Here is a 25,645-nt window from a genome sequence, read left to right as displayed (position 1 = left end):
GTCGCAGGGAGTGCGTATCCTCACCCACCCTGCCGTGAAAGATTGGTAAGGCTGGCCTTATATTCTTGATCGATCCGCTCTCCGCAAGACAGGACCACCATGCGCACCGCCACTCCCCGCCGCCTCCTGGCAGCCCTCACCCTCACCCCGCTGCTGGCCGGTTGCTTCGCCGCAGGCGAGGAGGGATCCGGTGCGAGCGACGGGTCGGGGGCCGCGGGCCGCCTGCGGATAGCCCTCGCGGTGCCACCGGTGCAGGCCCTGTCGCCGTACAGCAACGACGCCACCGTGCTCAGCAAGCTCTCCGTCGCCGAAGGCCTCACCGCCCTGGACGAGGACGGCGCCGCCGCCCCCGCCCTGGCGAAGTCCTGGACCCGGAAGAGCGCCACGACCTGGGTCTTCGAGTTGCGCGAGGCCACGTTCCAGGACGGCACCGACGTCACCGCCGAGTCGGTCGTGAGCGCCCTCGACCACGCGAACGGGGCCAAGACCAAGCCGCGGGTTCTGAGCGACGTGACGCTCACCGCGCAGGCCGATGACGCCGACACCGTCACCATCACCACCGAGGCCGCCGACCCGGTCCTCCCGCTGCGGCTCGCCAGCCCCGCCCTCGGCATCCTCGCCGAGAAGGCGTACGCCGACGACGGCACCGTCAGCCCCGTGGGCACCGGCACCGGCCCCTTCGAGATCACCCGGCTCACCGGAAAGACCAAGGCCACGCTCAGCCGCTACGACGGGTACTGGGGCGGCAGGGCCAAGGCGTCCGGCATCGATGTCACGTGGATCGCCGACGGAACCGCACGCGCCAACGCCCTGCGCGGCGGCGACGTCGACATAGCCGAGTGGATCCCCACCGCCCAGGCGAAGCTCCTCGACGAGAACACCCGCCACGAAGTGCCCTCCGTGCGCACCGACAGCCTTGTCCTCAACACCGGCAGCGGCCTCTTCACCGACGCCGGTCTGCGCGCCGCAGCCCGTGAGGCGGTGGACGGCGAAGTCCTCGTCGACTCCGTCTTCGGCGGCTACGCCGACCCCGCGCAGGGCCTGTTCGGGCCCGCCGTCCCGTGGGCCGCCGACCGGCGGGTCGAGGTGACCGGCCGGGCGAAGGCCGCGACCACCGCACAGGTGAGGAGCGGGACGAAGGGCAGGACGCTGCGCCTGGCCACCTACACCAACCGCGCCGAACTGCCCGAGGCCGCCACCGTCCTCCAACAGCAGCTGGAGAAGGCCGGGTTCACGGTGAAGCAGGACGTGCGCGAGTACACCCAGATGGAGGCCGACCTCCTCGCCGGCGAGTACGACGCCCTCGTCTTCTCCCGGGTCACACTCCTCGACACCGGCGACGCGGTCGCCTACCTCGCCAGCGACTACACCGGCGACGGCGTCTACAACATCGCCGGCCTGAAGGACGCCGAGGTCGACCGGGCCATCAAGTCCGCCGCCGGGGAAGGCGACACGGCCGAGCGGCAGGAGAAGATCATGCGGGCCGAGGCGGAGATCCTGCGCACCGACGCCGTCGTGCCGCTGGTCCACGAGAAGGTCGTCCAGGGCATCTCCGACGATGTCGAGGGCGTCCTCCTCGACCCCCGTGAGCGCTCGCTCGTCGACGTCGACACCCGACTGAAGTAACCGCCGATGACCACCACGTCGTCGGCCGGTGCCCGGGGCCTGCCCACCCGGTGGCGTACGGGCGCCGGCCGCGTCGCCGCCGGAGCGGCGCTGCTGACGGCCGTGGCCTTCCTGCCCTGGCTGTCCGGCATCGACCCCGCCCTCACCGTGCTGCGCGCCCGCGCCGCCGACCAGGACCCGACCCCGGCCCAGCTGTCCGCCGTACGCGAGCAACTGGGTCTGGACGAGGGGCCGTTCGCCCATCTCGGACGATGGCTGAGCGGACTGGCGCACGGCGACGCGGGCGCCTCCTGGGTGTCGGGCGAACAGGTTCTGCCCCAGGTGACCACGGCCCTCGCGGTCTCCGTCACGCTCATGCTCGGCGCGCTGGCGGTCACGATCGCGGTGGCCGCGCTGGTCTGTGCCCGCACCCTGTACCTCGGATCCCGGCGAGAACTGCGGCAGAAGCGTGCGGGCACCGCGGCCGCCGTCGCGGCGGCACTGCCCAAGTTCCTGCTCGCCTCGCTGCTCGCGACCGTCTGCGGGGTGTGGCTCGGCTGGTTCCCCTCCCAGGGGTGGGAGGGGCCCCGGTCGATGGTGCTGCCCGCCCTCGCCCTCGGCGTCCCCTCCGGCGCCATGATCGGCGGACTGCTCGACCAGGCACTGCCCGCCGCCTTCAACGAACCCTGGGCACGGACCTGGCGCGCTCACGGATGTTCGGGTGGCCGCATCGCGCGCACCGCACTGCGCAGCGCCCTCGCCGGTGTCCTCCCGCAACTCCTGCCGACCGTCGTCGCCCTGGTCGGCGGCGCGGTCGCGGTCGAGAAGATCTTCAACATCCCGGGTCTCGGCCGTCTCTCGCTGGACGCGGCCACCGCCCAGGACATGCCGCCGCTGCAGACCGCGACGCTGACCCTGGTCCTGCTCGGCGTCTGCGCCGGCTTCCTGATCCAGCTCCTGCGGCACGCCCTGCTCGGCCCCGCCCTGCGGGACGGTGCCCTGCCCGCCCTGCACCCGCCGAGGCTCCCGCGACCCCGGTCGCTGCCCTGGGTCGTCGGACTCTGCGCCGTGACCCTCCTCGCCCTGGTCGTGGCCGGCCTCCTGCGCGACCCGTCGCACGTCGAGACGACGGCCAGACTGCTGCCCCCCTCCTTCGCGCACCCCCTCGGCACCGACTCGCTCGGCCGCGACCTGCTGGCCCGGCTGGGGCACGGAGCCCTGCGCACGGTGGGCGTGGCCCTCGCGGTCACCGTGGTCAGCGCCCTCGTCGGACTGCTGATCGGCACGACCGCACAGCTGGGGGCGGGCCTGACCGAAGTGGTCTCGACGATGCCGGCCGTCCTCGCCGGACTGCTCACCACCGCCGTGACCGGCCCGTCGGTCTGGGGCGCCGCGTGCGCGGTGTGCCTGGTGGCCTGGACTCCGTACGCCGCCCAGACCGCCGCCCTGCTGGAACAGGAACGGGCCAGCGGCCACCTCCTCGCGTCGCTCTCCTTCGGCGCGGGCCCCTCCTACCTCCTCCGCCACCACCTGCTGCCCGCGGTCGGGCCCGCGCTGGTGCGCAACGCCCTGCTCCGCCTGCCCACCACGGTCCTCGTCCTCGCCTCCCTCGGCTTCCTCGGCCTGGGCGAACAGCCGCCCACCCCCGAGTGGGGCCGCCTCCTCTCGGAGAACCAGCCCTACGCGGAACTGGCCCCCTGGACCGTCCTGGGCCCGTCCGCCGCCCTCGTCCTCCTGTCGGTCCTCGCCGTCTCCTCCACGACCTGGAGCCGCAGCCGACCTCGGGGCTAGGTGTGCTGTCCGGGGCAGGACGTGCCCATCCGGGCCCGGCGGGTGAACGAGTACACCGCCGAGGTCGTCCCCCACGCACGGCCGCTGCCTCGGCGACCCGCTGTCCGAGCCTCTCCGGCCCGAACGGGACGCCCGTGCCGCCGTCGTCCTCGTCTCCACTGCGTCGACCGAGGCAACGCCGAACTCTCGTACCCCCACTCGCCCGGCCCTGACGCCAGGTGGCGGCCGTGTTTCAGGGCTTCCGCGCCACCGCCCCCAACTGCGGTACGACCGTGGGCTCGTCGCCGGGGTCGGGACGCCACAGCGAACACGGGACGAGGCCCGGCTCCAGCAGGGTGAGACCGTCGAAGTAGCGGGCGATCTCCGCGCCGCTGCGCGCGGTGACCGGTGGCTTGGCGTGAGCGTTCCAGAATTCCATCGCCTCCAGCTGGCGGTCGCCGCCGAGTTCGGGCTCGGTGGTGGGGTGCGTCAGCACGAGGAAGCTGCCGGGGGCGAGTGGTTCGAGGAGCCGGTGGGCGATGGCGCGGGCCTCGGCGTCGTCGAGGACGAAGTTGAGGATGCCGAGGAGCATCAGCGCGACGGGCTCGCCGAAGTCGAGTGTCTCTCCGGCGATGCGCAGGATCGTGTCCGGGTCGTGCGCGTCGGCGTCGATGTAGGCCGCGGCACCCTCCTCGGTGCTGGTCAGCCGGGTGCGGGCGTACGCGAGCACGACCGGGTCGTTGTCGACATACACGATCCTCGACGAGGGGGCGACGCGCTGGGCGATCTCGTGGGTGTTCTCCAGCGCGGGCAGCCCGGTGCCGATGTCCAGGAACTGGCGTGTCCCCCGCTCCTCGGCCAGATGGCGCACCGCGCGGACGAGGAAGCGCCGGTCGGCGGAGGCGATGTCGCGGATGACGGGGATCAAGCCGGCGACGTGGTCGCCGACCTGCCGGTCGACCTCGTAGTTGTCCGTGCCGCCCTGCCAGTGGTTCCAGACGCGGGCGTTGTGCGCCGTGGTGGTGTCAGGGCGCTCGCGTGCGGTGTCGGTGGCCTCGTTCGCGCTCACGTGGTCCTCTCCTGGCACGCCCAAGGGTCAGATGACGGTGGGCGGTTGGGGCCCGGGTGGCGTGACATGGCGTCATTGTGCCGCTGCCCTTCCGCTGGTGTTCGCGCACACCCCTAGACATCCGATGTATTCTCCGGCAACGATGATCGTGCCCCCGACCGAGGTCGATGTGGTGCCACAACTGCCGTGAAAGAGCCGATGACTGGGCCTGGAGATCTCATAGTGATCGATGCATCCGAACCGCAGAGACGAAGCCTCCTCAAGTTCGGCGGTGCCCTCGCCTTCGCACCTCTGGCCACCGGGCTGACGGGCACCACCGCCTCGGCACAGCCCGCCGCCGGGACCCGCGCCCCGGAGGCTCTCCGTCGGCCCACCCTGTCGCGCGACGCCCTGTGCTACACCGTCCCCGCCAGGAACTGGGAGTCGCAGGCCCTGCCGATCGGTAACGGCCGGCTCGGCGCCATGCTCTTCGCCGATCCCCACGAGGAGCGCGTCCAGTTCAACGAACAGAGCCTGTGGGGCGGGGTGAACGACTACGACAACGCCCTCGCCGGCAAGCCGGACAGCGACTTCGACACCGGCATGCACGGCTTCGGCTCGTACCGGGACTTCGGTGACCTCGTCATCACCTTCGCCGCCGCGCCGCGGGCCAGGGTCACGGCGCCGGGGGGACCGTACAGCAGCTCCCCGTCGGAGGGCGTCGACAAGTCGTACGACGGCGAGACGGGCACCAAGTGGTGCGTCGAGGGGCCCGGCGCGACGGTGCGGTGGCAGGTCGAACTCCCCGCTCCCGTGGAGGTCGCCTCGTACCGGCTGACGAGCGCCGACGACGTGCCGCGGCGCGACCCGCAGGAGTGGACGTTCTCCGGTTCGGCCGACGGCGCCGCCTGGACCGTGCTGGACAGCCGCACGCTCGCGGCGCCCTTCGAGAGCCGCTTCCAGACGAAGCGGTTCACCTGCGCGGACCCGGCGGCCTACCGCTTCTACCGGTTCGACTTCGTCCCCAAGGCCGGCGTCAGCCACTTCCAGGTCGGCGAGATCGGCCTGACCGGCGTCGACCTCGGCGCGTCCGAGGCGGTGTACCTGTCCTCGCCGAGCGGGCACCGCGAGGGAGGCTCGCAAGGGGGCGGTCCCGGCTCCGGTGCGCGGTCCACGGACATCTCACGTTCCGTGGACGGCGACGCGGCCACGGTCTGGCGGGTCGCGGACACCTCTCCCACGCTCGTCTGGCAGGCCGACCTGCCCCGCGCGGTCGCCGTCACCTCGTACACCCTGACCGCGGCCCCGGACCGCCCGCGGGAGGACCCCCGGCAATGGACGCTGGAGGCGTCGAAGGACGGGAGCACCTGGGTCACCCTCGACACGCGGCGGCCCGGCACGCCGTTCGCCGAACGGGGCGAGACCCGGACCTTCCGGTTCACCAACAGCACCGCCTACCGCGTCTACCGGCTCACCCTGACCCCCGACGCCACCGCCGACGGCTGCGGGATCGCCGAGATCGCCCTGGCGGGTGAGGACTTCGACACCCGCACCCGGCCCATGGTCGTCGACTACCGACGCACCCTCGACCTCGTCGACGGCGTCCACGTCACCCGCTTCGGCGCACCGGGACAGCGCGTCGTCCGGGAGGCCTTCGCCGGCCGCGCCGCCGACGTCATGGTCTTCCGGTACACGACGGAGGCGGCCGAGGGACTCTCCGGAGCCATCTCGCTGACCTCCGGTCAGGACCAGGCCCCGACGACCGTGGACGCCGATGCCCGCCGGATCGCCTTCAGCGGTGTCATGGGCAACGGCCTCAAGCACGCGTGCACCGTCCGGGCCGTGCACACCGACGGAGACTTCCGCGCGGACGGGTCGGTGCTCCGGTTCAGCGGATGCACGACACTGACCCTGCTCCTGGACGCCCGCACCGACCACCGGCTCGACGCCGCCGCCGGGTGGCGCGGAACCGATCCGCAGCCGGCCGTGGACCGCGCGCTCGACAACGCCGCCGCCCTCTCCTACGCCGCACTGCGCAAGCGGCACACCAGCGACACGCGCGCCCTCATGAAACGCGTCTCGGTCGACTGGGGCACCTCCGAGGAGGCCGTGGTCGCCCTGCCGACCGACGCCCGGCTGGCGCGCTACGCGGCGGGCGGCGAGGACCCGACACTCGAACAGACGATGTTCGACTACGGCCGCTATCTGCTGATCAGTTCCTCCCGCCCGAAGGGCCTGCCCGCCAACCTCCAGGGTCTGTGGAACGACAGCAACCAGCCGGCGTGGGCCGCCGACTACCACACCAACATCAATGTCCAGATGAACTACTGGGGAGCGGAGACGACGAACCTGCCGGAGTGCCACGAGGCACTCGTCGGGTTCATCCAGCAGGTGGCGGTGCCCAGCCGGGTGGCCACCCGCAACGCCTTCGGTACGGACACCCGCGGCTGGACCGCCCGCACCAGCCAGAGCGCATTCGGCGGCAACGCGTGGGAGTGGAACACCGTCGCGAGCGCCTGGTACGCCCAACACCTCTACGAACACTGGGCGTTCACCCAGGACCTGGCCTATCTGCGCGACCTCGCCCACCCGATGATCAAGGAGATCTGCGAGTTCTGGGAGGACCACCTCAAGGAGCGCGAGGACGGACTCCTCGTCGCGCCGAACGGCTGGTCCCCGGAGCACGGGCCGCGCGAGGACGGCGTCATGTACGACCAGCAGATCATCTGGGACCTGTTCCAGAACTACCTCGACTGCGAGGCGGTCCTCGACGCGGACCCCGACTACCGGGACAAGGTCGCGGACATGCAGGCCCGCCTGGCGCCGAACAAGGTCGGCAGGTGGGGGCAGTTGCAGGAGTGGCAGGAGGACATCGACAGCCCCACCGACATCCACCGCCACACCTCGCACCTGTTCGCGGTGTACCCGGGGCGCCAGATCACCCCGAAGACGCCCGACTTCGCGGCCGCCGCGCTCGTCTCCCTCAAGGCGCGCTGCGGCGAGAAGGAAGGGGTCCCGTTCACGGCCGCGACGGTGTCCGGCGACAGCCGCCGCTCATGGACCTGGCCGTGGCGCGCGGCTCTCTTCGCCCGCCTCGGTGACGGGCACCGTGCCCGGATCATGCTGCGCGGCCTGCTGACCTACAACACGCTGCCCAATCTGTTCTGCAACCATCCGCCCTTCCAGATGGACGGCAACTTCGGCATCTCGGGAGCCGTCGCGGAGATGCTCCTGCAGAGCCACGACGGAGGCATCCACCTGCTGCCCGCCCTGCCGGAGGCGTGGAAGCCCAAAGGCTCCTTCACCGGCCTGCGCGCCCGTGGCGGCTACGCGGTCAACTGCGAGTGGCGCGACGGAAAGGTCACGTCCTACGAGATCGTGGCCGACCGGGCGCCGAACCGGGGCAAGGTCACCGTCCGGGTGAACGGCTCCGACATCAAGGTGAGACCGCGCAGGCCCTGACGGCTTCCGCGGCCGACGCGGTGCGGCTCGCCGTAGCCGGGCCTGTCCACGGCCGCTCGCCGTAGCCGCCGCCGATCACCGCGCCCCGGGCTCAGAGCCTGGGGCTCAGGACTTGGCGGCGGCTTCGGCAGGGGTGTCGGCATCGGCCGCCTCGTTCCGCGCCATGTGCAGAAAACGCCGGATCGCCTCGACCGACATGTCGAGCGCCTCGGACGCGGACTGCTCGTCCCCGAACACCTGCACCGCCTCGGTGACGGCCACGGCGAGTTCCGCCTCGGCCTTGCGGACCTTGCCCTCCGCCTTGTCCACGGTGTCGACGACCGACAGCTGGCGGCGCTGCTTCTCCTGAAGCCGCTGTTTACGGGAGAGGGTCTTGTCAACGTTCTGCACAGTCATGCCCAAGATCATAAGGGTGGGAACGCGCCCACGGAACGGTCAACTCGCCTTGCTCGAAGCGGCGTTCGATCCGGTCGGCTTCGGTCCTGGACATGCGACCCTTCCCCGGTCACCTCTGAACCGGCGGTCCACCCGCGGGGACCTGCCTCCACCCTGAAAGGGGATCATGCGTTCTCTGACCTTCGTCTTCGGCACCGGGCGCAGCGGCTCGACGGCGCTCTCCCGCATCCTCAACGCCCACCCGGACGTACTGAGTCTGAACGAGTACATGGCCTCGGTGGGCGACGCGTCCTTCCCCGCCGGACAGGTGGGCGGTGAGGAGTTCTGGCAGGCGCTCTCCCGGCCCGCGCCGCATTTCGAGCGGATGATCCGCAGCGGGCTGCCGCTGCCGGAGTTCCTCCACACCCGATGCCCCGGCAGGTACTCGGCACGCACGTCGGACATCCCCGCCCTCTCCCTGATGGTGCTGCCCCACCTCACCGACGACCCGGACGCACTCCTCGACGAACTCGGCGCGGCCGTGGTCCGGTGGCCGGAGCGTTCCGCCGCCGATCACCACCGGGCCCTGTTCGGTCTGCTCTGCGCCCGTTTCGGACGCACCGCCGTCGTGGAGCGCTCCGGCTACTCGACCGGCTGGGCCCCGGGACTGCGGGAGGCCTTCCCGGAGGCCAGGTTCGTGCACATGTTCCGCGACGGCCCGGACTGCGCCCTGTCCATGAGCCGCCACCCCGGGTACCGCACGATCTCCCTGCTCCGTGAGATCAGGACCCGCTCCGGGGTCGACAGCTTCGCCGACCTGACCCCCGAGCACGTCCGCGCCCTGCCCCCGGACCTGGCACCCCTGCTCGACGACCGCTTCGACCCCTCCCTCGTACGCGACCGGCACATGCCTCTGCGGACCTTCGGCGCCCTGTGGTCCGAACTCGTCACCGAGGGAACGGAGTTCCTCCGCCGGCTTCCCGAGGACCGCCGCGCCACCCTCTCCTACGAGAACCTCCTGGACCACCCCGCCGAAGAGCTGACCCGCCTGGCCCGGTTCATCGGCGTGGCCCCCGACCCGCAGTGGCTGCACGCCGGATCCGCCCTGCTCGACCACGGCCGTCGAGGCTCCGCCGCCACCCTGCCCGCCGCCGCGCGCGAAACCCTGCGTGACGCCTGCGCCCCGGGGGCCCGCGCCCTGGAGTCATAGCGTTCACGTTCGCCAGTTGCAACGAAACGAGCCAGGTTCGTTGCATTGAAGGCAGGGTCATTGCAACAAAATACTGCCTTCCAACCGGCCTTATTTGGATGGTGTGCAATTATTACTTTGCCTAAATCATGAACGCAACGTAGCGTTTCCGTATCAGGAAACGGTGGGCGTTCAAGGGGGCAAGGTCATGGGGGCAGCACACAGCCGACGGCGAGGGGCACCCGGCGCCGGTGCCGGCACCGCCTTCGCCCGCTTCGTGCTCTGCGGCGGGGGAGTGGGGCTCGCCTCCAGCTTCGCCGTGGCGGCCCTCGCCTCCCGGATCCCCTGGGTCCTGGCCAACGCCCTGATCACGGTCGCCTCGACGCTGCTCGCCACCGAGCTGCACGCCCGCTTCACCTTCGGCGCGGGCGGGCGCGCGACCTGGCGTCAGCACACGCAGTCGGCCGGCTCCGCGGCGGCCGCGTACGCGGTGACCTGTGGGGCGATGTCCGTCCTGCATCTGCTGGTGGCGGCACCCGGAGCTGTGCTCGAACAGGCCGTCTACCTGTCGGCGTCCGCCCTCACCGGCGTCGCACGGTTCGCGGTACTGCGCCTCGTCGTCTTCGCCCGCCACCGTGCGCGACCTCGACGGACGGAGTCGGCCGTCCCCAAGCCGGCGTCCGCCATCCCCTCGGTTCCGGAGCGAAGGGCGGGTGCCGCGCCCCGGCTCGGTGACCCCGCATCGCGCCGCGCTCACCCGGCCGGATGGAATCGCTGCAGCCGGGCGGGTGCAATGCCGCACCCGGCGTCCGTCCGCGTGTGCGAAGAGCGGAAGGCTGTCGCACATGCTCACACCTCATGCGCGACCAGCGTGGCGGCGGCACGGTGAACGCTCCCGCCGGTCCTTCCCGGCCCGGGCCGGCACCGTCGCCGCCGCGGTCCTGGCACTCCTCCTGTCCTTCCCCGGCACCGCCGCGGCGGTGCCGGGCGATCTGGATCCCACCTTCGGCGGCGACGGGAGGGTGCTCACCAACTTCGCCGACGACGATCACGCCAACGACGTGGCGGTGCAGCCCGACGGAAAGATCGTGTCCGTCGGCGCCTCCGCCGACTACTCCGTGACGGAGAGCCACTTCGCCCTGGCCCGCCACAACCCCGACGGCACCCCGGACACGGACTTCGACGGCGACGGCAGGGTCACGACCCCGATCAACACCATGGGCCCCAGCCTCCAGTGGAGCGAGGCCGACGCCGTCACGCTGCAGCCCGACGGCAAGATCGTCGTGGTGGGCATGAGCTGGCGGGAGTACGAGGACTGCTGCTGGTTCGTGGTGGCCCGCTACAACGCCGACGGCACCCTGGACGACACCTTCAGCGGCGACGGCAGGGTCTTCGCCGACATCGGCGGCCCGACCGAGGCCCTCGACGTGGCGATCGACGCGGAGGACAGGATCGTGGCGGCCGGCTACAGCGGGGGCCTTGTGGCCCTGGCCCGCTTCGACGACCAGGGCGCCCCCGACACCTCGTTCGGCGGCGACGGAGTGGTGACCGTCGACCCGACGCCGAACACGCAGGAGGCGGGCGGCGACGCCCGCAGCCTGGCACTCCAGTCCGACGGGAAGATCGTCGTGGGAGGCGAGGTGGGATCGACCAGCTTCGACTTCCTGCTGATGCGCCTCAACACCGACGGCACCGTGGACAACGGCTTCGGCGCCGCCGGCGTCGTCCGCACCGACTTCGGCGGCTACGACGGCGTGCGGTCACTGGCGATCCAGCCCGACGGCAGGATCGTCGCCGGCGGCTCCAGCGACGCCCGGGTCGCCCTGGCCCGGTACACCACCAACGGCACGCTGGACACGAGCTTCGACGGGGACGGGCGGGTCGTCACGCCCGGCGCCTTCGCCGACGACATGCTGCTCCAGCCGGACGGACGGATCGTCACCGCCGGCGGGACGAACGGCGACTTCGCCGTGCTGCGCCACAACCCCGACGGCAGCCAGGACAGCGGCTTCGGCACCGGGGGCGTCGCGACCGCCGACTTCGGCGGCAGCGACAGCGCCCGCGCCGTGGCGCTCCACTCCGGTGGCCGGATCGTCGCCGCGGGCGGGGGCGGACCGAACACGGACTTCGCCCTGGCCCGCTTCGAGGGCGGCGGCAGCGTCCCGCCGCCACCTGCCGGCGTGGACCTGGCGGTGACGAAGTCCGGTCCCACCACGGCCGCCATCGGTGACCGACCCACCTACACCGTGCGGGTCACCAACAACAGCACCACGACCTCCGCGACCGACGTCTCCCTGTCCGACACGCTCAGCGGGGTCCCCGCCTCGGTCGTCTCGGCGACCACCACCTCGGGCACCTGCGCCACGACCACGACCGGCGCGAACTGTTCCCTGGGCACCCTCGCCCCCGGGGCCACGACCACGGTCACGATCGCCGCCGAACCCCGGACCACCGGCACCCTCACCGACCGGGCCACGGCCGGGTCCACCCAGACCGATCCGAACACCGGGAACAACACCGCCACCGCGACCACCACCGTCAACAACACCCGTGGCTGCACCCGCGTCGGCACCAGCGGCAACGACACCCTCACCGGCACCTTCGGCAACGACGTGATCTGCGCCCTCGGCGGCGACGACACCGTCAACGCGGGCTCCGGCAACGACACCGTCCACGGCGGCCACGGCAACGACCGCGTCGACGGCGGCAACGGCAACGACACCCTCAACGCGGGTCCCGGCACCGACAACCTGATCGGCAACTACGGAACCGACAACCTCAACACGGTCGACAACGTCTCCGGCAACGACACCGCCAACGGCGGCCCCCACACGGACACGTGCACCACGGACGCGGGCGACACCCGCGTCAGCTGCCCCTGACCCACCCGTCGGACCCCGGGCCCCGCGCGTCGCCGTGCCGGGCCCGGCGGAGTGCCTCCAGCGGGTACGGGGTCGCCCGGCTCTCGTGGCGGAAGCGGTGGTAGAACTCCCCCATCACCGCGGCGACCGGCGCGTGCCGCACCAGGATCGCCGCGATCGTCTCGGGAAGGTCCGCCGGAAGCACTCCCCGGGCGCAGGCGCGCACGAACTCCCGACGCTCCTCCGGGGAGTACCCGTACAGCGCGACGGCCAGCCAGTTCACCAGGTGGGTGACGGCGTAGCACCGGTCGTAGGTGCGGTGCCGGTCGTAGAACTCCGCCTCGTTCCGGGTGAGTTCGAAGCCCGACGCGAGGGAGAGGCCGTAGTCGGCGAAGTAGAGACGTCGGCCGTCGGTCAGGATGTTCTGGAAGTGCGCGTCGAAGTGCAGCAGGCCGTGGTCGTTCATGAACGACACGCCGGCTTCCAACTCCTCCTCCACCATGGCACAGGCCCGCTCGGCGGCCTCACCACCGGCACCTATCCGATCGCCCAACCAGTCGTGCAGGTTGTGCGGGACGTACTCCAGGAACAGGGTGAGGCTCGCCGAGGACCGCCGCAGTTCCTCGATCCGGCGGCGTACCCCTCGACCGCCTCCCCAGTAGGCCACGGCACGTTCCACGTCCGCCAGTTCCTCGGGGAGCGGCCGGCCGGCGTCGGGGAGGACGCGCCAGTGGTGCGTCAGGGGAAAGCCGTCGTGGTCTCCCGCGATCACCCAGTTCGTCGTCATGGTGTGCACGGCCAGCTCCCGCCAGGCCCCGAACCCCGGTCCACCGACGCTGCCGACGCCGTACTGACAGTGGACCGGCAGTCCGAAGAGATTCGCCGTGGAGCGGGCGTGCTCCGGGCGTCGCTCCAGATCGGTCAGGCGCACCTGCTTGACGAAGACCGGTCTTCCGGCGACATCCAGCAGTGCCGACGTCCCGCCGATGCCGGAGCCGAGCGGCGTGGCGGCGTCGACCAGCTCGCGCAGTTCGCGATCACCGTACCGCGCCAGCGCCGCGGAAACGGCGCGGTGCGCGGCCAGACGAGCGGCACGCGACATGTCTACGTCCGGTCCAGCCCCGCGCGCAGCAGGGCTCTGGTCATGGCGGGCCGGTCCAGCTCACGCCAGTCGGGTTCGGTGACGAGCGACATCAACAGGTCCGGCGTCAGCCGGTGGCCCTCGGCGTGCTCCAGCAGCGTCTCGGCGTCACGGGTGGGCATGGCGCCGTGGTCCTCGTCGGCGATCGTCCTGAGCACCTGCTTCCGGTCGGCGAAGCGGCTCATACCGCAGTCGAGTCCGTCGTCGTGGAGGGTCGCCGGGTAGGGAGCGCGGGCCCAGCCGCCGTTCTCGAACCAGTAGACACAGCCCAGTTGACCGCTCGAGAGCAGATCCTGGAGCTTCTCGTGGGGGAGCCAGTCGGGGGCGCCGACGAGCATGTCGACCGGTGGCTCGTGCCACTTGACCCCGCTCGACTCGTCCTCGCCGAACAGCACGAACCGCCCCGGACCGCGCGGCTCGAAGCCCCACCACGTGCAGCCGGAGTCGTCCAGATGGAGCCCCTCGTCGTCCACCCAGGTCCCCGTGCGGTGGACACCCGCTCCCTCGTCCGCGGTGGTCGCCTCCAGCACGGCGACCAAAGCCCACCGGGCCCACAGCACCTCCGCCGCCGGCAGATCCCCGCCCAGCCCCGGCCGGTTGATGTCCATGTCCTGCCCTTCGGCCTCTACACCGGTGGATCGACTCATCGACTTATGAACCCGTCGACATGCTGACGCGCAACCACTCAGCCGCGCCGACGCGCCGACGACGCGCCGATCCAAGATCGGAGCCAGACTCTCACGGAGTGGACGACCCCGGTGCACGGCCCGGCGGATCCGCCGACCCTGCCGGGCCGTGCGGCAACTCCGCTCGTGGGCAAGCAGATTGACGGATTCGTCTCCACCCCGGCCGGGCAGCCAACCGGTAATGTCATGAGCACGACTAACCTTCCCCCCACAAGGAGGTCGATCATGCGCATCCGTACGCTGACCGGCGGCCTGACAGCGGCCCTGATGGTGTCCCTGTCCCTGTCCCTCACCGGCGGCCAGGCCGCGGCCGCCGCTCCCGACGCGGCCCTGGCCGCCCGTGTCCTCACCTACGACGCGGCCGGGTCCGCGGAGTTCCGGAGTGCCGTCGACCGGGGCGCGGCGATCTGGAACGAGAGCGTCGGCGCCGTCGAGCTGCGGCCCGCGGCGGCCGGTCAACGCGCGAACATCCGGGTCCTCGCGGACAACGGCTGGCCGCGCGCCCTGCCCACGACCCTGGGCAACGGAACCGTCTACATCGGGCGCCAGGCCGTCGACCAGGGCTACGACACGATCAGGATCTCCGCCCACGAACTCGGTCACATCCTGGGCCTGCCCGACCGCAAGCCCGGACCGTGCTCCAGCCTGATGTCGGGCTCCACCGCCGGCACCGCGTGCACGAACCCGTATCCGAACGCGGCGGAGAAGGCGGAGGTCGAGGGCAACTTCGGTGGCCTGCTCGTCGGGCGGACCCCGGCGAAGCTCCCCGAAACGATCGTGGACTGACGCACACGGTCGCTGCCCGGCCGGGGCATCCGCTCGGCCGGGCCCCGATCGCCCGGGTCCGCTCGGCCGGGCAGCGAGGTCGTTCCGGCGAGGTCGTTCCGGCGAGGCGGAAGCCCGCGTGATCCAGCCCGTCGACGAGAACGCGCCGACTTTCGACCGGACGTGTGCGGATCCACCGGATCCAGGCCCAACCGCCCCTGCCGCGGCCTATGTTCACGGCGATGACCATGTCTTCACCCGCCTTGCAGGAGGTCCGCATGCGCCGCACGTTCCGTACCACCGTCGCCGGGATGGTGACGGCCGCCGCCCTCGTGGTGGGCGGCACCGCGCATGCCACCCCGGCGGGGCCGGGAGTCACGGGCCGTGTGCTCAGCCGGACCACCGCGAACGGCACCGACTACATCCTGCGGGAGGTCACGATCCCGCCCGGCCAGGCCACCGGCTGGCACTACCACGACGGACCGCTGTACGGCTTCGTCAAGCAGGGCACCCTCAGCCACTACGACTCCACCTGTGAGACCGACGGCGTCTACCGCCCCGGCGACCGCATCCAGGAACCGGCCGGCCCCGACTACGTCCACATCGGCCGCAACCTGGGTGACACCCCCCTCGTCCTGGTCGTCCTGTACGTCCTGCCCCACGGCTCCCCGTTCTCCGAGGACGCCCCGAACCCGGGCTGCTCCTTCGAGTGACCCCGTCAGGCGCGGCGGCCGACGGCGACATAGGTGTTGCCGAAGAACCGCAGGCCCGTCAGGTCCTGTCCGGCATCCGTGAACGCGTCGTCCCACCGGGCGATGTCGTCCGCGGTGACGAGACCCTCGGAGAGCAGGGCGTCACGGGCCGCCCAGGCGGGGCCGCGCATACCGGGCGGGGGCGTCATGACGTTGATGTGGCCCTCGTAGGCGATGACATCGAGGCCGGCCGCGGTGAGGAGTTCGTCCAGCCGGGTCCCGACGGCGAGATCGTTGCCCCGGCGACGGTGCAGTTCGCGGTAGCGCTCGTCCATCTCGTCGTACGCGGCGGGCGCGCCCCGCAGCCGGAAGCCGGTCGCGTCGATGTCGACCAGGTACACCACGCCGCCGCCGGGCCTGGCCAGCTCGGCGAGATGGTCCACGATCGCCTGCTCCCGGCCACCGTTGTGGGCCAGCACATGACGGAGCATCACCACGTCGAACGTGCCCTCGGCCAGCCCGGTGGCGTCGGCGGACCCGGTGCCGGTGTGCACGACGACGTTCGAGCGTTCGGCGAGCGCGGAGGCGACGGCCACCGCGTCGGGGTCACGGTCCACCGCCCAGACGGCACCGTCGGGCCCGACGATGTCCGCCAACCGCACGGACAGCGCGCCCGGCCCGCACCCCACGTCCGCGATCCGCGCCCCGGGTGCCACCCCGGCCGCCGTCCACAACTCGCGTTCACGCCGCTCGGCGATGTCGGCCATGAGCCGGTAGCGCGCGATCTCCGAGTCGTCGAGGGTCAGTGAGTAATCGGCCACTGCGGTTCCTCCCAGGTTCGTCGGTGGCCCATTGTGTGCGCCGGGACGCCTCCGTGGACCATGAAGGACGCACACGGCGTTTCGCCGGTTGACGGCCGAGAGGCCGGGCGGGGCGGGGCGCCGGAAGGGCGAGGCGGGGGAGCGAACCTGGTCCGGTGGTCGTTCATGGGGCCGGATACGCCGTTGATCCGCTCGTCGTCCGCCACATAGGTTCGCCCGTATGACGAACGTACGGATCGGTGTGATGTACGACCGCGACTGGGCCCCGGAAGGGCTTCCCGAGTTCGCGCGGCGGGCCGAGGCACTCGGGGTGGACGACCTGTGGGTGGTGGAGGACCTCGGCTGGAACGGCGGCGTCTCGGCGGCGGCCGTCGCCCTCGGCGCGACAGAACGCCTGCGGGTGGGCATCGGCATCACCCCGGCCCCGCTGCGCAGCCCGGCACTGCTGGCGATGGAACTGGCCACACTGGCACGGGTGTTCCCCGGGCGACTGGTGGCCGGCATCGGGCACGGCGTACGGGAGTGGATGGTCCAGGTCGGTGTCGCACCGCGCTCCCCGCTGGCGCTCCTGGAGGAGACGATCACCTCCGTCCGTGCGCTGCTGCGCGGTGAGCGCGTCGAACTGACGGGGCGTGAAGTGCGGCTGGACGGAGTCGAGTTGGTGCACGCACCGACGGAGGTCCCGCCGGTCGTCGCGGGTGTGGTGCGCCCCCGCTCCCTCGAACTGTCCGGCCGTGTCGCCGACGGCACGCTGATCGCCGAGGGGCACGGGCCGCGCGACCTGGAGCACATTCGCGAGCTGACCGCCAAGGGGGGTGCCACCGCCGACCACACCCTCACGGTCTTCGCCTTCGCGTGCGTCGGCGACGACCCCGGCGAGGTCGCCCGCACCCTCCGCCCCCACACCGAGGGCCACGGCGCCTGGCTGGGCCGCCCCCAGGAGGAGGTCTTCACCGTCTCCGGCGACGCCGGTCGGGCCGCCGACGCGGTTCGCGCACTGGCGGGGGCCGGCGCCGACACCGTCGTCCTGCGCTTCGTGGGCGAGGGCCCGCTGCGACAGTTGGAAGCCGTGCTCGAAGCCTGGCGGGCACCCGCGGTCTGAGGCTTCGCTCGGCGAGTCCGTCTCCGGGTCCCCAGCCGGCTGTTTTTGATCCGCTCAGGCGGGGACCCGCCGCTCATGGTGCAAATCGGATACACGATGATGACCGAGCAGGCCGGCCCCCGTGACCTCGTCGACCACGTGGTTCGGGCGGAGGGCGCGGGGTTCGACTTCTCGGTGACCTCCGACCACTACTTTCCGTGGCTGCGCTCGCAGGGTCACTCACCGTACGCGTGGAGTGTGCTGGGCGCGGCCGCCCAGGCGACCTCGCGCATCCCGCTGATGACCTACGTGACCTGCCCGTCGTTCCGTTACCACCCGGCGGTGGTGGCACAGAAGGCGGCGACGATGCAGTTGCTCTCCGAGGGACGGTTCCGGCTGGGGCTGGGCTCCGGGGAGAACCTCAACGAGCACGTGGTGGGCGGTGGTTGGCCGTCCGTGGACGTACGGCACGAGATGCTCGAAGAAGCGGTGGAGATCATCCGGGCGCTTCTCGACGGTGGCCATGTGAACCACCACGGCACGCACTACGACGTGGAGTCCGCCCGGCTCTGGGACCTGCCGGACGACCCGCCGCCGCTCGGCATCGCCGTCTCCGGCGAGCAGTCCTGCTCCCTCGCGGGCAGGCTGGGCGACCTGGTCATCGCCACGGAGCCCGAGGCCGGGCTGCTCCAGGCGTTCGACCGTCACGGCGGCACGGGCAAGCCGCGCGTGGGCCAGCTTCCGGTCTGCTACGACCCCGACCGCGACACGGCGATCCGGCGCGCGCACGACCAGTTCCGCTGGTTCGGCGGCGGCTGGAAGGTCAACTCGGAACTCCCGCACCCGGATTCCTTCGCGGCGGCCACGCAGTACGTCACGCCCGACGACGTCGCCGCGTCCATCCCGTGCGGCGACGACCCCGAGGCCTTCGTCGAGGCCGTACGCCCGTACGCCGAGGCCGGGTTCACCGAGATCGCCCTGGTCCAGATCGGCGGCGAGTCCCAGCCCGCCTATCTCGACTGGTCGGAGAAGACCCTGCTGCCCGCCCTGCGCGAGGCCTTCGCCTGACGCCCGCCTGCCCGGTCTCGCCCTGCCCGGTCTGGTCGGGCAGCGCCTACGCCCCGTCGCTCCGGCGCTCCGAGCCGGCCGACCCGCCGTCCGCGGGCTCCTCGCCCTGGTCGGTGCCGGTGGGACGCGAGGCCTTGGCGCCGCCACCCGTGAAGCGCTCCAGCGTGCGCGCCAGCTGTTGGAACGGCGACGCCGTCGGCTTCCCCGACGGCTGCTGAACGGCGGGAGCGGCCTCGGCGGACTCACGGTAGGCGGCGAGCGCCTCATGGGCGCGCTCGGTCGCCTCCCGGTACAGGTCCCGGGACGCGGTCATGGCCTCCAGCGCCTCGGCGTACATCGCCACCCGTTTCCGCTCCCGGGCGAGTTCCTCCTCAAGAGTGAGCAGGTGCCAGTCCTCCCGGAGCGCGGTGAGGGCCTCACCGGCCCCGTCCGGCAGCGGACGCGACAGCGCGGCGAACCGCGTCACCGCCGCCACGAGGTCGACCGGCTCGGAACCGTCCAGGAACACGGTGCGTACGGTGAAGTCCTCGGCGTCGTAGCCGGTCGGGGCCGGGGCACCGGGCAGCACCACGGCACCGCCGCGCGGCACCTCCGCGTCGAACTCGCGCAGCGCCCAGTTCACGACCCGTACCTGGTGCGGGGCGGCGCGGTGCTCGACCACCCGGTGGCGCAGACTCGGCGACAGCCATCGCGCCACAGGCAGCTGCCCGCGCTCGCCCGTGGTCATCGCCTCGTGGACGACGACGTGGACGCACCATGCCCCGCGCCCGGCGTCCCGGAGCACGCGTCGTACGTCCTTGTCGTCCTCGGGGAGGGCGTTGATCCTGCTCAGCGACAGGCCCGTGGCGGCGTCGTGGTCCCAGTCGCCGTACTCCGGCCAGAAGCGGGTGACGGGGGACGGCCACGCCGGATCCCACGGCTGTTCAGCCTCCGCGACCAGAGTCCACTCCCGCCCGCCGCCCAGGTCGGGCGCGAGGGCGAGCCGGGCGCGGACGGTCACCTCGTCGCCGACCCGCCAACGGGCCTCGAAGACCCGCTCCGGGGACTCGCCCCCGGTGTCGGGCACTTCGAGGAAGTCGTCGACGATCTGACTGTCCTTGAGCTGCCGCAGAGTGCGACGGAGTACGTCTTCCGCGCCGGGTCCGATGTGGCGGCCGCGGGCCGGCCACACCGTCGGGGGAGTCGCGGGACGAGCTGTGGGGGAGGTCGGCATGAGTCCTTCGGGAAGCAGGGGCACGTGCGTCCACCAGTATCACCGCCGCGCCCCTGCCCAGATCACGCGGGGTCCCGCCGACCTCCCGCCAGGTCTGGAGCGTTTGCGGCTCCACCGAACATACGCGCCGCTCGGTGGGGTCGGTCCGTCAGAGGCCGCCACCGGCCTCGCAGCGGGGCGCTGACGCTGCTGCCCCAGACCAGCGCCCCGCCGATCAGGCCGGGCTCGTCCCGGGTCGCCAACGCCGGGGCCTCCAGCATGTCGGCGGTCTCTTCCAAGTACGTGACCAGGGTGTCGAGTTCGTCGCCCGGAGGCTCGTGGTAGCGGGACCAACGGCCCAGGTATCCGGTCGCGGTGTCCAGATACAGCCCCGAGGTGCGGTCGGTGGCGCTGTGCGAGATCAGCGGGATCCAGGTCGCCTTCCACACGGTGACGCGGTCGTCCTCGGGGAGTTCGGCGTCGAGGGTCTCCTGATGGGCCTGGGCGTCCGTCTTCAGCCGGTGGCGGGCGGCAACGGCATCCAGCGGCATCAGCGTCGCGCCGCCCGGCAGACATCCCCAGCCCCGGCCGTCGACCCCTTCGTCACCGTCCGTCAGCAGCCACAGGACGTGCAGCTCGACGGGTATCCGAACGCCGAGAGCGTCTTCCAGGGCGGCGATGGCGGAGGGCCTGGCTCCAGCGCGGAGCGCGGCGTAGGAGTCGGGGGCGTTGCGCCTGAGCCAGCGCGTGATGCGCTGCCAGGCATCGGCGACCTGCCGTACGGTGACCGCGACGGCAGCGGGGTCGGCAGCAGGGGCGACAGCCGGGTCGGCAGGACGGTTCTCGTCCGGGCTCTGCTCAGCGCCCGGGTCCTGAGGGGCCTGGGAGGGCTCGGCGGCGGGGACCGCTCGTAGGAAGCGGATCTCGACGCGGTCCGGCTCACGTATGTAGCCGACGGAGAGATCAGGACAGTCCTCGAACGTCGTGCCGTCGACGGTCACCGTCAGGATGCCGGGCAGTTGGGAGGGGCGCCCCATGTCGGGGTCGTCCACCAGTCGGCCGGCCAGGACCTTCAACGCGTAGGTGGCCCCTGCCCCGAGCCGGGCGGCGGTGTCGCGTACGTCCGGCTGGATCTCGACCTTCATGGCCTGCTTCTCCTTGATCGTCGGACGGCGAGGAGTGTCCACCTCGCACAGTAGGGCGCCCGGGCTCCGTGAGGTGGCGGTGCCGCGGCATCGCTCCGAACGGAAAACCCGTTGGTCGGTGGTCGCCGAACTGCGACGATGCCCCCTGATTTCCCAGCGGAGGACATTTGTTCGTTTTCGAGTGTGCGGGGTGCGGCGCCAGGCTGACCTCCCCGCTGTCCCGGGTCGCCCTGCCGGTCCACGCGCATCAGAAGTACGGCAACGGCATCCAGCTGCCGGTGCTCATGGAGACGGGCACGTTCGCCGTGGAACCGGAGCCCTCGGGCCCACCATGGCGGAGGTGGGAGGAGATCGACCCGGACGAGGCGACGGCCCGCGGCATCCACGCACCGGTCCCCGCCCTGTCCGACGGCCCGCCCGGCGCGGTCGCCATCGCCCCCGGAGACGTCCGCGGCACCCTGCTGATCCCGGAGAAGGCCGGCGGCTACTGCTGCGGTCTCGACGGGGCCGACGGCCCCAACATGGCCTGCGAGGCATGCGGCCTGCCCGTGGCGAGCAGGATCGACGACTGTTCGCTCTGGCAGGTCGTGTGGCTCGCCCCGAACGCCGTGCGCCACCGCCTCGTCGGCGACCCCGCGCCGCTGTCCTGGTCCGAGCTGATGGAGACGCCGCGGACCACGCCACCGTTCGAGCCGATCGCCACCTGGGGCTCACGCTCGGGGACGAGCCACTGGTGGTCGTGGAGCCCGCAGTGGGAGGCGGCGGCGGGCCGGGCACTCGCCCACCTGCTGGCGGCGTCGGAGCGCCGACCGGTCGCCGTCCCGGACGGTCCGACCGCGGAAGTGCTCCGCCGCGCCCTCGACGCACTGCTGCCCGCCGGCCCACCGGCGCTGCGCGCCGTCCTGGCGGGGCCGGGGTGCCCCGCCTCTGGCACCGACGCGGACCTCCTCCTCGTGCCGGTCCACCCGCAGACGGGCGAGCTGTGGACGCCGGGCGGCAGGACCGGCGGCTCCGGTGGAGTCACCGCCGCACCCACCCCGGGGGGCACCGCGGACCGCTCGGTGCCGCTGCCGTTCGGGGTGTGGCGGTGGTTGGCCTTCCCGGAGCCGTCGCCGCCGGTCCTCACATCGGGCGGCAGGCACGCCGAACTCCTCCGCGACGACCTGCCGGAACCACGCCCCCTCCACCCGTTCCGCATCGACTCGGGAGTCTTCCGGCACACCCTGGTCCGGCTGCCGGCGGCGCGCAGCCCGTGGCTCCGCGAGATCCTGGCCGACCTCGTCGAGCACATGCGTGCCGGTGTCTTCTAGCCGGTCCCGCGGACATCGGGGGAGGCATCCGGACCTCAGCGCCGGGCCAGTGCCAGCACGCTCAGGCCGAACATCAGGACTCCCAGGGGCAGATGGACCGCCGGGACGTGTGCGATGCCGAGCACGACCTGGGCCGAGGCGAGCGCGAGGAAGCCTGTGGCGTGCCAGACGGGGCGGGGGGAGCCGCCGCCCGGCTTCCAGGCCAGTACCGCCGCGAGCACATACAGCATCGAGGCCCCGTACATCACTCGCGCACCCGCACTGTGCAGGGTCTCCCCGTACGGTGAGGCCAGCAGCAGTCCTGCGGAGATCGCCTGAAGGAAGATCGTCAGGGTCTGCAGGGCGATCGTGATCCGCAGGAACGAGGAAGTGCGCCGTGCGTTCGCCGTAGCCGTCACCTGGGTGGCCATGTCGCGGTCTCCTTCATGCCCTCGGGCGGTGGATCGATAAGGTCTCACCAGTCCGACGACGTGGGCCGGCGGAAGGTAAGGCGAGTTGGGCGAGGGGGCGACGATGGGCGGGACGACGGGCGCGACGGCGGTGGACGGGGAACGGCGTCAACTGGTCAATGTCGCCTACCGGTTGCTCGGTTCGGCGACGGAGGCCGAGGACGCCGTGCAGGATGCCTACGCGCGCTGGTACGGGCTGCCGAGCGGCCGGCGGGAGGAGATCGAGTCTCCCGGTGCCTGGCTCACGACCGTGACCGGCCGGATCTGTCTGGATCTGCTCGGCTCGGCGCGGGCCCGCCGCGAGCGCTACGTCGGCGCGTGGCTGCCCGAGCCGCTGCCCGACCGTACCGAGTGGGACGGCGCGGGCCAGGTCGTCCACGTCGGCGGCCCCGCCCACCCCGTCGGCCCCGCGCGTCCCGCCGATCCGGCCGACCAGATCGTCCTCGACGAGTCGGTGGCCATGGCCTTCCTCGTCGTCCTGGAGTCGATGACGCCGGCCGAGCGGGTGGCGTTCGTGCTGCACGACGTCTTCCGGTATCCGTTCGCCGAGATCGCCGACGTGCTCGGCCGGAGCCCCGGAGCCTGCAAGCAACTGGCCGCCTCCGCCCGGAGACGGGTGGGCGCCGCACCCGCTCCGGTGACGGCGGCCGACCGCGCGGAGGTCGTCAGGCACGTCAAACAGGCGTGGGAGAGCAAGGACATCGCCGCCCTCGTCGCTCTCCTCGACCCGGGCGCCGTGATGACCGCCGACGGCGGCGGCATGGTCGGCGCCGTGCTACGCCCCGTCGAGGGAGGCGCGCACATCGCCCAGTACATGATCGCCATCGCCGACAGGGCTCCGGGGCTCGAACTCCTGGAGCGGTCGGTCAACGGTGTGCCGGGCCTGGTGGCCCGGCGCGACGGCATCGTCATGACCGTGGCCGCGTTCGACGTCGCCGACGGACGCGTCACCAGGATCTGGGCGATCCGGAACCCGGAGAAACTGCGCCCCTGGGCGAGGCAGTACTAGGGCCCGTCCGTGCCAGGGAGTGCCAGGCCCTTCTGGGCGCTCCCCGGCCTCAGTCGAGACAGAACTCGTTGCCCTCGATGTCCTGCATCAGCAGGCACGACTCGTTGTACTCATCGGCACGCAGCAGGCGCACGCGCACCGCGCCGAGCGCGACCAGTCGTGCGCACTCGGCCTCGAGCGCTGCGACCCGCTCGTCCCCCACGAGCCCGGTGCCCACCCGCACATCGAGATGCACCCGGTTCTTGACGACCTTGCCCTCGGGCACACGCTGGAAGTACATGCGAGGCCCGACCCCGGAGGGATCCATGCAGGCGAACCCCGCACCCTGACGCTCTGGCGGCAGTGAACGGTCGTAGTCGTCCCAGGAGGTGAACCCTTCCGGCGGCGGCGGTACGACGTATCCCAACACCTCGCACCAGAAACGAGCGACCCGCTCGGGTTCCGCACAGTCGAAGGTGACCTGGACCTTCTTGATCGATGACATCGGCGCACCATAGCAAGGGCGTTGGAGCCGCGACGCATGAAATATCGGCGTGCCCCGGTAAGTTGATCACGTCATGACTCAAGGACCGGCCCCGCGCCCGCTGTCCGACGAGGCCCTCTCCGGCCTCCTCGGCACGCACCAGTTCGGCACGCTCGCCACTGTCAAGCGCGACGGCCACCCCCACCTGACCACCATGCTGTACAGCTGGGATCCCGAGTCCCGTGTCGTACGTTTCTCGACGACCGCCGACCGGATCAAGGTCAAGCATCTGCGGCACAACCCGCGCGCGACGCTGCACGTGCAGGGCGGCGACGTCTGGTCGTTCGCCGTCGCCGAGGGCGAGGCCGAGGTCTCGGAGCCCACCACGGTCCCCGGTGACGCCGTCGGGCGGGAACTTCTCGGGCTGATCCCGAAGGACGCCGAGCCCGAGGACGAAGGCGCTTTCCTGGAACAACTGGTCGCCGAACGCCGCGTGGTCGTCCGACTGCGGGTGAACCGCCTCTACGGAACAGCGCTCGACATCTCGGGCCGGTAGCGGCACTCGCGTCGCTCACAGGCTCGTCCCATAACCTCGTGCGGAAGACGTACGTTGCCGGGTGGAACCACGCAGGGAGGCGATGGTGTTCGGAAAGGGAACGCGCTTGCTCGCGGGCGCCGTCACCGTGGCCTGTGTGGTGGTGCTCGGCCCCAGCGCGCCCGACGGCCTCTTCGCCAGGTCGCAGCCCGTCGACGCCGTCAAGGACGTCGTACCGAACCGGGTCATGACCTGGAACATGTGCAACCCCTGCAAGGAGAGCAACGTCGACCGGGCGGCGGAGATCGCCGCCTACGCACCCCAGGTCATCGGGTTGCAGGAGGCGTGCGCGCGTGATGTCGAGCGGATCCGGGAGTACCTGGAGAGCCTGCACGGGCTGGTCTACCACGTCGAGTACGGCACCGTGCTGCGGAACTGGAACCGCTGCGGGGGAGTGCCGTGGAGCCCGGGAGGCTACGGCCAGGCCATCCTCTCGGCGGCGCCGATGACGGACCGCGTCAACGTGGAGTATCCCGACGGCGGATCCGAGGACCGCGGATACCTGGCGGTCACCACGACGGTGGGCGGCCGGTCCGTCCGGGTCGTCAACACGCACCTCGCCCAACGGCAGCAGGGGGAGGTCCGGGCGGAGCAGATCGGCGTACTCGCCCCGGTCGTGGCCCGGTACGACCGTGCCATCGTCGTCGGCGACTTCAACGCGGTGCCGGACGCTCCCGAACTCGCCCCGATGTGGAAGGTGGCCACGGACACCGACCCCCGGTGTCGTCCCGCACTCGCCGGCGACTGCGAGGTGACCACCGACTGGCAGAGCAAGTTCGACTACGTCTTCCTGCGGGGCATCACTGCGCTCCGGCACCAGGTGCGGCCCACGGAGACCTCGGACCACCACGTGCTGCACACCGATCTGGACATCGGCTGAAGCGCCGCCCCGGCGCGGTCCACGCGACAGCGCCCTGA

At 71.8% G+C, this 25,645-nt stretch carries 22 protein-coding genes and 1 pseudogene; 14 read left to right on the top strand and 9 right to left on the bottom strand.

The window, feature by feature from the left end:
* The first annotated feature begins 99 nt into the window (after positions 1-99).
* A complete protein-coding gene (locus K1J60_RS01430; protein WP_220644523.1) occupies positions 100-1,626 on the top strand; it encodes an ABC transporter substrate-binding protein in 1,527 nt (508 codons plus the stop codon).
* 6 nt (positions 1,627-1,632) lie between these two features.
* Entirely contained in the window at positions 1,633-3,396 is a 1,764-nt protein-coding gene (locus K1J60_RS01425; RefSeq protein ID WP_220644522.1) for an ABC transporter permease subunit, read from the top strand.
* 232 nt (positions 3,397-3,628) lie between these two features.
* Here K1J60_RS01425 and K1J60_RS01420 read toward each other — a convergent pair whose 3' ends face one another.
* Entirely contained in the window at positions 3,629-4,444 is an 816-nt protein-coding gene (locus K1J60_RS01420; RefSeq protein WP_220644521.1) for an SAM-dependent methyltransferase, read from the bottom strand.
* Positions 4,445-4,666: 222 nt separating this feature from the next.
* On the opposite strand from K1J60_RS01420, the gene K1J60_RS01415 reads away from it, so the two are divergent.
* Positions 4,667-7,885: a glycosyl hydrolase family 95 catalytic domain-containing protein gene (locus K1J60_RS01415; protein ID WP_220644520.1), complete on the top strand. Its 3,219-nt coding sequence runs from the start codon at positions 4,667-4,669 to the stop codon at positions 7,883-7,885.
* A gap of 105 nt (positions 7,886-7,990) precedes the next feature.
* Here K1J60_RS01415 and K1J60_RS01410 read toward each other — a convergent pair whose 3' ends face one another.
* Entirely contained in the window at positions 7,991-8,281 is a 291-nt protein-coding gene (locus K1J60_RS01410; protein ID WP_259407503.1) for a hypothetical protein, read from the bottom strand.
* A gap of 166 nt (positions 8,282-8,447) precedes the next feature.
* On the opposite strand from K1J60_RS01410, the gene K1J60_RS01405 reads away from it, so the two are divergent.
* From K1J60_RS01405 to K1J60_RS01395, 3 genes and pseudogenes are all read left to right on the top strand, one after another.
* Positions 8,448-9,470, top strand: coding sequence for a sulfotransferase (locus K1J60_RS01405; RefSeq protein ID WP_220644518.1), 1,023 nt, complete (start codon positions 8,448-8,450; stop codon positions 9,468-9,470).
* 187 nt (positions 9,471-9,657) lie between these two features.
* Positions 9,658-10,104: pseudogene (locus K1J60_RS01400) on the top strand (GtrA family protein); the annotation flags it as partial.
* A gap of 190 nt (positions 10,105-10,294) precedes the next feature.
* On the top strand, positions 10,295-12,331 hold the full coding sequence (locus tag K1J60_RS01395) for a DUF11 domain-containing protein (protein ID WP_220644517.1): 2,037 nt from the start codon (positions 10,295-10,297) through the stop codon (positions 12,329-12,331).
* On the opposite strand, the gene K1J60_RS01390 is transcribed toward K1J60_RS01395, so the two are convergent.
* Both K1J60_RS01390 and K1J60_RS01385 read right to left on the bottom strand, forming a co-directional pair.
* A complete protein-coding gene (locus K1J60_RS01390; protein WP_220644516.1) occupies positions 12,318-13,412 on the bottom strand; it encodes a protein kinase family protein in 1,095 nt (364 codons plus the stop codon). The genes K1J60_RS01395 and K1J60_RS01390 overlap by 14 nt on opposite strands.
* A gap of 2 nt (positions 13,413-13,414) precedes the next feature.
* Positions 13,415-14,098: a hypothetical protein gene (locus K1J60_RS01385; RefSeq protein WP_259407502.1), complete on the bottom strand. Its 684-nt coding sequence runs from the start codon at positions 14,096-14,098 to the stop codon at positions 13,415-13,417.
* Between the two features lie 264 nt (positions 14,099-14,362).
* Between K1J60_RS01385 and K1J60_RS01380 the strand changes: the two genes are divergently transcribed.
* Positions 14,363-14,923, top strand: a complete 561-nt coding sequence (locus K1J60_RS01380; RefSeq protein ID WP_220644515.1) for a snapalysin family zinc-dependent metalloprotease — start codon at positions 14,363-14,365, stop codon at positions 14,921-14,923.
* 257 nt (positions 14,924-15,180) lie between these two features.
* On the top strand, positions 15,181-15,615 hold the full coding sequence (locus tag K1J60_RS01375) for a cupin domain-containing protein (RefSeq protein ID WP_220651212.1): 435 nt from the start codon (positions 15,181-15,183) through the stop codon (positions 15,613-15,615).
* Between the two features lie 5 nt (positions 15,616-15,620).
* Here K1J60_RS01375 and K1J60_RS01370 read toward each other — a convergent pair whose 3' ends face one another.
* On the bottom strand, positions 15,621-16,415 hold the full coding sequence (locus K1J60_RS01370) for a methyltransferase domain-containing protein (RefSeq protein WP_220644514.1): 795 nt from the start codon (positions 16,413-16,415) through the stop codon (positions 15,621-15,623).
* A gap of 220 nt (positions 16,416-16,635) precedes the next feature.
* Between K1J60_RS01370 and K1J60_RS01365 the strand changes: the two genes are divergently transcribed.
* Positions 16,636-17,517 (top strand): LLM class flavin-dependent oxidoreductase, encoded by an 882-nt coding sequence (locus K1J60_RS01365; RefSeq protein ID WP_220644513.1) that lies wholly within the window; start codon positions 16,636-16,638, stop codon positions 17,515-17,517.
* 75 nt (positions 17,518-17,592) lie between these two features.
* A complete protein-coding gene (locus K1J60_RS01360; protein ID WP_220644512.1) occupies positions 17,593-18,564 on the top strand; it encodes an LLM class F420-dependent oxidoreductase in 972 nt (323 codons plus the stop codon).
* A 46-nt stretch (positions 18,565-18,610) separates the two neighbouring features.
* Here K1J60_RS01360 and K1J60_RS01355 read toward each other — a convergent pair whose 3' ends face one another.
* A complete protein-coding gene (locus K1J60_RS01355; protein WP_220644511.1) occupies positions 18,611-19,777 on the bottom strand; it encodes a hypothetical protein in 1,167 nt (388 codons plus the stop codon).
* Positions 19,778-19,839: 62 nt separating this feature from the next.
* Positions 19,840-20,943 (bottom strand): SMI1/KNR4 family protein, encoded by a 1,104-nt coding sequence (locus tag K1J60_RS01350; RefSeq protein WP_259407501.1) that lies wholly within the window; start codon positions 20,941-20,943, stop codon positions 19,840-19,842.
* A gap of 125 nt (positions 20,944-21,068) precedes the next feature.
* Here K1J60_RS01350 and K1J60_RS01345 point away from each other — a divergent pair, with 125 nt between their 5' ends.
* Positions 21,069-22,211: a hypothetical protein gene (locus tag K1J60_RS01345; protein ID WP_220644510.1), complete on the top strand. Its 1,143-nt coding sequence runs from the start codon at positions 21,069-21,071 to the stop codon at positions 22,209-22,211.
* A gap of 35 nt (positions 22,212-22,246) precedes the next feature.
* Here the strand turns inward: K1J60_RS01345 and K1J60_RS01340 are convergent, their stop codons facing one another.
* Positions 22,247-22,621, bottom strand: coding sequence for a hypothetical protein (locus tag K1J60_RS01340; protein ID WP_220644509.1), 375 nt, complete (start codon positions 22,619-22,621; stop codon positions 22,247-22,249).
* A 103-nt stretch (positions 22,622-22,724) separates the two neighbouring features.
* Here K1J60_RS01340 and sigJ point away from each other — a divergent pair, with 103 nt between their 5' ends.
* Positions 22,725-23,669: an RNA polymerase sigma factor SigJ gene (gene sigJ, locus K1J60_RS01335; protein ID WP_220644508.1), complete on the top strand. Its 945-nt coding sequence runs from the start codon at positions 22,725-22,727 to the stop codon at positions 23,667-23,669.
* A 49-nt stretch (positions 23,670-23,718) separates the two neighbouring features.
* Here sigJ and K1J60_RS01330 read toward each other — a convergent pair whose 3' ends face one another.
* Complete coding sequence (locus K1J60_RS01330) at positions 23,719-24,153, bottom strand: VOC family protein (RefSeq protein WP_220644507.1); 435 nt, start codon at positions 24,151-24,153, stop codon at positions 23,719-23,721.
* 73 nt (positions 24,154-24,226) lie between these two features.
* Here K1J60_RS01330 and K1J60_RS01325 point away from each other — a divergent pair, with 73 nt between their 5' ends.
* Positions 24,227-24,688 (top strand): pyridoxamine 5'-phosphate oxidase family protein, encoded by a 462-nt coding sequence (locus tag K1J60_RS01325; RefSeq protein WP_220644506.1) that lies wholly within the window; start codon positions 24,227-24,229, stop codon positions 24,686-24,688.
* A gap of 82 nt (positions 24,689-24,770) precedes the next feature.
* Complete coding sequence (locus K1J60_RS01320) at positions 24,771-25,607, top strand: endonuclease/exonuclease/phosphatase family protein (RefSeq protein ID WP_220644505.1); 837 nt, start codon at positions 24,771-24,773, stop codon at positions 25,605-25,607.
* Positions 25,608-25,645 lie beyond the last annotated feature (38 nt).

The sequence above is a fragment of the Streptomyces akebiae genome, assembly GCF_019599145.1.
Classification (GTDB): Bacteria; Actinomycetota; Actinomycetes; order Streptomycetales; family Streptomycetaceae; genus Streptomyces; species Streptomyces akebiae.
Note: the sequence above shows the minus strand (reverse complement) of the source record. Positions and strands in the feature narration are given on the sequence as shown.

What these genes read in the sequence shown, in the direction of transcription:
- K1J60_RS01410 (WP_259407503.1), bottom strand. Translation starts at nt 8,281, where the DNA reads ATGACTGTGCAGAACGTTGACAAGACCCTCTCCCGTAAACAGCGGCTT.
- K1J60_RS01340 (WP_220644509.1), bottom strand. Translation starts at nt 22,621, where the DNA reads ATGGCCACCCAGGTGACGGCTACGGCGAACGCACGGCGCACTTCCTCG.
- K1J60_RS01355 (WP_220644511.1), bottom strand. Translation starts at nt 19,777, where the DNA reads ATGCCGACCTCCCCCACAGCTCGTCCCGCGACTCCCCCGACGGTGTGG.
- K1J60_RS01330 (WP_220644507.1), bottom strand. Translation starts at nt 24,153, where the DNA reads ATGTCATCGATCAAGAAGGTCCAGGTCACCTTCGACTGTGCGGAACCC.
- K1J60_RS01385 (WP_259407502.1), bottom strand. Translation starts at nt 14,098, where the DNA reads ATGAGTCGATCCACCGGTGTAGAGGCCGAAGGGCAGGACATGGACATC.
- K1J60_RS01320 (WP_220644505.1), top strand. Translation starts at nt 24,771, where the DNA reads ATGGTGTTCGGAAAGGGAACGCGCTTGCTCGCGGGCGCCGTCACCGTG.
- K1J60_RS01360 (WP_220644512.1), top strand. Translation starts at nt 17,593, where the DNA reads ATGGTGCAAATCGGATACACGATGATGACCGAGCAGGCCGGCCCCCGT.
- K1J60_RS01325 (WP_220644506.1), top strand. Translation starts at nt 24,227, where the DNA reads ATGACTCAAGGACCGGCCCCGCGCCCGCTGTCCGACGAGGCCCTCTCC.
- K1J60_RS01430 (WP_220644523.1), top strand. Translation starts at nt 100, where the DNA reads ATGCGCACCGCCACTCCCCGCCGCCTCCTGGCAGCCCTCACCCTCACC.
- sigJ (WP_220644508.1), top strand. Translation starts at nt 22,725, where the DNA reads ATGGGCGGGACGACGGGCGCGACGGCGGTGGACGGGGAACGGCGTCAA.
- K1J60_RS01365 (WP_220644513.1), top strand. Translation starts at nt 16,636, where the DNA reads ATGACGAACGTACGGATCGGTGTGATGTACGACCGCGACTGGGCCCCG.
- K1J60_RS01390 (WP_220644516.1), bottom strand. Translation starts at nt 13,412, where the DNA reads ATGTCGCGTGCCGCTCGTCTGGCCGCGCACCGCGCCGTTTCCGCGGCG.
- K1J60_RS01405 (WP_220644518.1), top strand. Translation starts at nt 8,448, where the DNA reads ATGCGTTCTCTGACCTTCGTCTTCGGCACCGGGCGCAGCGGCTCGACG.
- K1J60_RS01375 (WP_220651212.1), top strand. Translation starts at nt 15,181, where the DNA reads ATGCGCCGCACGTTCCGTACCACCGTCGCCGGGATGGTGACGGCCGCC.
- K1J60_RS01425 (WP_220644522.1), top strand. Translation starts at nt 1,633, where the DNA reads ATGACCACCACGTCGTCGGCCGGTGCCCGGGGCCTGCCCACCCGGTGG.
- K1J60_RS01380 (WP_220644515.1), top strand. Translation starts at nt 14,363, where the DNA reads ATGCGCATCCGTACGCTGACCGGCGGCCTGACAGCGGCCCTGATGGTG.
- K1J60_RS01395 (WP_220644517.1), top strand. Translation starts at nt 10,295, where the DNA reads ATGCTCACACCTCATGCGCGACCAGCGTGGCGGCGGCACGGTGAACGC.